The sequence below is a fragment of the Qipengyuania citrea genome (assembly GCF_009828015.1).
GTDB lineage: Bacteria > Pseudomonadota > Alphaproteobacteria > Sphingomonadales > Sphingomonadaceae > Qipengyuania > Qipengyuania citrea.
In genome coordinates, this window is record NZ_WTYG01000016.1 from 1 (window position 1) to 5,702 (window position 5,702).

Below are 5,702 nucleotides of genomic sequence, written 5' to 3' on the forward strand. Positions count from 1 at the left end.
CTGGCCGTCGCAGTGTTCGACGTGGACCACTTCAAAAGGGTCAATGACACCTATGGCCACCATGCCGGCGACGAGGTGCTGAAGCGCGTCGCAAATGTCGCTGCCAAAGCGCTTCGTGCTGGCGATATGGTGGGCCGTTTTGGAGGCGAGGAATTCGTCATCATTCTACCGGATACGACGACGCAAACCGCAATGCTCATCGCCGAGCGAGTTCGAAGCTCAATTGCAAAGAGCGGCAGCACCCCTCGTGTAACTGTTAGCATAGGTATCGCAGAGCTTGCCGAGGGAGAGACCGGCGAGAGCCTTCTCCGGCGAGCCGACGAAGCGCTCTATGTCGCCAAGCGTGCCGGACGCAACACGCTCCGGTCGGCCGGCTAGAAGACGATCGAATGCGACGCTCGTTTTAAGTTCTGCGATCGGCTCCCTTCTGCTGACTATCGGCCATAGGCTTCCGCGACCGCATAAGCTGCTGATTGATAACTATCAAATCTCGAATTTTTGCGCATCTGACATGGGCGCCGCGGAAGCGGTCGACCGTGGTCGGCCGCTTCCGGCAGACTACGATGCTCCGATGAAAGGTAAGCCGCGGCTCTACATGGGCGATCGTGGGAACGATATTAGCCGCGCCTCGCCTCCCACGCTCCCATCGAACCCAAATAGACATCGAGATGGTCGAACCCATGAGCATCGAGCCAACCGGCGGCGACAGTCGCGCGCATGCCGCTTGCGCACATGAGTGTATAGCGCTGGCCGGGATCGAGGTCTTTCCACATCTCGTTCAGTTCGCCGACGTAGATGTGACGAGATCCCTTGATCGAGTGCGCCTTCCGCTCGTCTGCATCTCGCACGTCGAGCAGGGTCCAGTCGCGGGGCTTTCCCTGCAAGCGGCGTTCAACTTCTTCCGTGCTGATCATCGGGATCGAGCGCATACTTTTCCCCGAGGCTGCGGCTGGAACCACACCGACATAGCCCCCGACGATCTTGTCGAGCGCGATCCTCACCAGATGCTCCATCGTCGTTGATAGCTGGTCCTGCGACGAAGCCACTAGCGCGAGCTCTTCGCCTTCGGCGATGAACCATCCGGCGAAGGCCGGGATCATGTCGACCGGCAAGTTGATGCTCCCCGGCAGGTGCCCGGCCGCATAGGCGAGCGGCTCGCGGACATCGATGACCCTGTCGGCTTCGCAAGACGACAACTCATCGAGGCTCATGGGTTGGGGCATGAGCACGCGCGGGGCGGCATTGCCCCCGACCAGGTTGAGATGTTCCATCAGCCGGAAATAGGGCGGCTGGTAGTGATTTTCGTTCACCTTGCGAGCAATGAACGTGTCCCGACTCTCGATCTTGAGCATAGGGTTGTTGCGGCGCTCATGCCCGACCGTTGAAAACTCCCTGTCTGCCATGCCCGACCCGCAAACCGAACCAGCACCATGGGCGGGATAAATGATCGCCTGGTCGCCTAATTCGCAAATCTTGCGGAGAGAGTCGAAGAGAAGGCCGGCAACCTCCCGCTTCCGTTCAGGATAGAAATCGGTTCGGCCAACATCGCCAACGAACAGCGCATCGCCGGTAAAAACGCCCACCGCCGTTTCGGGGTATTCGCTATCGAATATGGCATAAGCGAGGTGATCGAATGTATGTCCGGGCGTTTCGAGGACGCGGATTTCGAGCTGTCCGATCGCGTGACAATCACCATCCCTCGTAGTCTTCGCGTATTCCACCTCGCCATCCGCGTTCGGCCCATGGAAAACCTCTGCCCCAGTCAGTTTTGCGAGTATCGGCGCTCCTGAAACCAAATCCTCATTGCGATGGGTCTCGAAGATATGCGTTATCCGCAGCCCCTCGTTTCGTGCTCTTTCAACGTAGATATCGCAATCTCTGCGAGGATCGATGACGGCAGCCATTCCGCCGGCTCCGATAAGATAGGAGAGGTGTGAAAGACCGGCCGTTTTAATTTTTTCGAACAGCACTGTTATCTCCTAATCGGCTAATAGCTTGAGAAACACCTCAATCAAGAAGGCGAAGAGCCTAAGTTGGAATACAGCGCCTTGAGCATTCGTTCGCTTGTAGCCGGCTTCCCCAAGCAAAAGCCTTGCCCGTAATCGCAGCCCACTGCTCTTGCCATTTTTAGCTGCTCGTGCGTTTCGATATGTTCGGCAACACATCGAGCACCAGCCGAATGACACAAATCTACCAGACCCGACAATATTTGGCGCGAGCGCTCGCTGTGAATGATATTGTCCATCAAAGATCCGTCCAGCTTGATTGTATCAAAGGAAAGCTCTCGAAGGTATGCTACCGATGCGTAGCCAGAACCGAAGTCATCCAGTGCGCTTGTAAAACCATAATGGGATAGCTTCGCTAGTTCTTGTTCGGCATGCCCCAGATCGGCAAGGATTGCTGTCTCTGTGATCTCGAACTGAACGCGGTGAGCATGAAAAGAAGAAGCCGACACAATCTTTTGAAGTTTGTCACTAGCCCCCGAACGGCTCAATTGCATGGCGCTGAGATTGAATGAAAGGGAGAGGTTTGCCGGCCAGGTCTCAGCTGACGCCAACGCCATTTCCAGAAGACGTTCGTTCAATCGATCAATGACGCCGAGCTTCTCAGAGATGCGAATGAACTCATCGGGAGACACCGCGCCCAGTTCTGCGTTGTTCCAACGAGCAAGAGCTTCAGCGAATACAGGAACTCCTTCCTTAAGATCAAAAATGGGCTGGAAGTGGACCTCCATTTCACGAAGCGCTTCACCCGACAAAATCGACTTTTCAATCTTTGCTCGCCGTTGATCTGCCTCGAATTGAGGCAGATCGTATAGGTGCCAATGTCCACGCGAGGACGCTTTCGCCTTATAGAGAGCGGAGTCTGCCTGCCGGAAAAACTCTTCGTCAGACCAAGTGTATGGTCCTGCTTCCGTTACGCCGCACGAAGCACCGACGAATAGCTCCTTTCCATCCCATAGGACCGGTTGGCTTGCTAGCTCACAGATCTGAGTTGACGCAGCTTCCAGTCCAGGTCTCGATAATCCATCCTTCCAGAAAACTGAAAACTCGTCGCCTCCGAGCCTGGCAACTAGCGCCTCGGCTCCGAAAGCATCTTTCAACCGTCGAGCATACTCGCGCAGTATCTCGTCGCCCGCAGCGTGACCGAATGCGTCGTTCGCTGACTTGAACCCATCAAGATCGCAAATAGCAAGCACGCTGCCGCCCCCAGTCAACGGGCCGCGGACCATGCCCTTCTCAATCTCGCGAACAAGCTTTCCGCGATTGGCAATCCCGCTCAACACGTCTTCATCGGCTCGCTTGGTCGCTTGGAGCTCAGCCTCAACAGCTCTGTTTCGCTCGCGAGCGATCGCCAATTGTCCACGCACCAAGCCCAGAAGAGCTCTATTATGAACATGGAGCTGCCAAATGAAGAGGGCTAGGACGAATATCAGACTGAGGGCGATCCCTCGATCTGACGGCTTCCCCATCCAAAACAACCGGATTGCTACGGGTAGACCGAGTATCAACAACGGAAGAAGCGCCGCCCGCGGAAAACTGCTCAATCCATAAGCGACCCCCAGCGCAGCAAGAACGCTGTAAAGCAGGATGGTCATCGTCTCGCTAGGGTAGGCGGTTATGAGGGACTGAGCCCAGATCGAAAACCCGAGACACAAGATGGTTGTGAAGAGGACCATCGTGACCAGTTCGCGTTTTATCCTCGCGAAATCCTCGGAAGGTTTTTGAAACGCGATCCAATAGATCATCCGCCATAATAGGATGGCTGATAAGATAGTTAGCGGCGAGAACCAGCGCAGCTCACCGCCATGTGTCGCCACATGGAGGCCCAGAAAGTTCACGAGCGCGACCCCATAGAGTAGCGGGATCTGCCTCCTTAAGCTCTCGAAGATTCCAGTAATCTGCTCGCGTTGCTCGCGAGGGCTGTCCGCTGGGAACAGGAACCTTAAGACCCACTGCATCATACGAGCCATAGCCTCGAATAGGCATTTTCTGGTTAATGCACAAATACGAGGTATCTTGAGCCAACTTGGCGGATGACGAACCGTCGAAGCGGACAGGGTGCTGCGCTGTTAGAGCCAGAAGATTGAGCTTGCAAATTAGCGCCGCTGATCACTAGCAAGACTGATGCCTCTTAGAAATTCTAAGCCAATCAGCGCCGCGCAGCTGGGCTTCATCGTAGAGGATGCGGCTAGCGAAATTTACCTCTTTTCTGCATCCGATTTTCGGTTCTTGCTGGTAAATCGAGGCGCGCGCGACAACCTCGGGTTCGGATTCGACGAGTTGCGTAAACTCGCACCGTGGGACCTGAAGCCACATCTGAGCGAGGCTCAATTTCGTGAAAAGGTTCGCCCGCTCCTGGAAACAGGCTCTGGCGACATGGTCTTCGAGACGGTTCACCGGCGCAAAGACGGGTCCTTATATGACGTGTCGGTTCACCTTCAGTTGCTCGAAAATGACGGCGAGCCAGTATTCTTCGCTGCCATCCGCGATGTCACCCGCGAAAATCATTTGAAACGGTCACTTGAGGACCGAGAAAGAGACTTGGAGGCTGCTTTGGCTGGTCGCGAGGTCCTTCTTCAAGAAGTCAATCATCGTGTAAAAAATAGCCTACAGTTGGTTATGGCACTACTTCAGCTTCATGCTCGCGAAGCGACCGATGACGGTCTCAAGTTTGCTTTGTCGGAAGCAAGGCACCGGGTCTCTGTGGTGGCTTCTATTCACCAGCGGCTTTATATGAATGGCGACTACTCGATGGTGGACATCGGAGATTTCCTTTCTGAGCTGGTTACGGCCACGGTGCGATCAATGAGCAGAGTGGATGACATCGGAATCGAACTCGAGCTTCAGTCTGGTGTCGCAATAGGAATGGATAGAGCAGTGCCCTTGGCGCTTGTCGTTTCGGAACTGCTCACCAACAGCCTCAAATATGCATTCCCTAATCAACGTAAGGGAACCGTGGGCGTGCATCTCAGTTCAACGGAAACGGAAATCACCGTTACCGTGCTTGACGATGGCGTAGGTTACTGCGTCGCGGACAGTGCAGAAACTGGCACCGGATTGGGTTCAAAAATCGTGCACGCCCTTACGGGGCAAATTCGGGCGAAAGTTGAAACGCAGAATAAGGCTGGCGGAACGCACATAAGCATAGTTCTTCCTCGCGGTTGATCGGCTGTGAGTTCGAATTTTTATGAAGATACTAATTGTTGAAGACGAAGCCCTAGTGGCTATGAACATGCAGGACGTTCTTGAAGCACAGGGACACCAAGTAATCAAAATAGCTGATGATGAAGAGTCGGCGATCTTAGCTGCAATTCACTATAAGCCCGATCTCGCGCTGGTTGATATGCGGCTCTCAGGAGGCGGTTGTGGGTTGGTCGTGGCTCGGCAAATGCACGACATCGGCGTCGCCGTTTTGTTCGCTACGGGGAATTGTCCCGGCCCGGATCATGGTGAGATCGCACTAGGGTGTCTCCACAAGCCTCTCTCGGACAATCAGCTAATCGCAGGCGTCTTAGTTGCGAACGCCTTACAAAACCGATCTGCCAATCCACCACCAATACCGGCCGGGATGCATCTCTATCGCTAGTTTTCGATGAGACATACGAAGCTGTGCATCACGTGGATCCAAGAGCTAAAGCCGCGCTATAGATCTAGAAACACTTTAGCGGACGCCTACTCCTCGGGCGACCTTCCGATCGA

The 5,702-nt window shown here is 54.8% G+C and carries 5 protein-coding genes; 3 read left to right on the plus strand and 2 right to left on the minus strand.

The genetic code is table 11. The features are described 5' to 3' along the window. A partial coding sequence (locus GRI55_RS14640; RefSeq protein WP_160767625.1) for a GGDEF domain-containing protein occupies positions 1 to 378 on the plus strand: 378 nt, incomplete at its 5' end. A 239-nt stretch (positions 379 to 617) separates the two neighbouring features. Here GRI55_RS14640 and GRI55_RS14645 read toward each other — a convergent pair. Both GRI55_RS14645 and GRI55_RS14650 read right to left on the minus strand, forming a co-directional pair. Then, the gene (locus GRI55_RS14645; RefSeq protein WP_160767626.1) at positions 618 to 1,970 is read right to left on the minus strand and encodes an MBL fold metallo-hydrolase; all 1,353 of its coding nucleotides are present in this window, start codon (positions 1,968 to 1,970) and stop codon (positions 618 to 620) included. Between the two features lie 41 nt (positions 1,971 to 2,011). Further along, positions 2,012 to 3,964 (minus strand): putative bifunctional diguanylate cyclase/phosphodiesterase, encoded by a 1,953-nt coding sequence (locus GRI55_RS14650; protein WP_063511737.1) that lies wholly within the window; start codon positions 3,962 to 3,964, stop codon positions 2,012 to 2,014. Between the two features lie 163 nt (positions 3,965 to 4,127). Between GRI55_RS14650 and GRI55_RS14655 the strand changes: the two genes are divergently transcribed. Both GRI55_RS14655 and GRI55_RS14660 read left to right on the plus strand, forming a co-directional pair. Beyond that, a complete protein-coding gene (locus tag GRI55_RS14655; RefSeq protein ID WP_063511736.1) occupies positions 4,128 to 5,168 on the plus strand; it encodes a sensor histidine kinase in 1,041 nt (346 codons plus the stop codon). 22 nt (positions 5,169 to 5,190) lie between these two features. Next, positions 5,191 to 5,589 carry a response regulator gene (locus GRI55_RS14660; protein WP_160767622.1) on the plus strand — a complete coding sequence of 133 codons (399 nt, stop codon included), beginning with the start codon at positions 5,191 to 5,193 and terminating at the stop codon, positions 5,587 to 5,589. Positions 5,590 to 5,702: the final 113 nt, after the last annotated feature.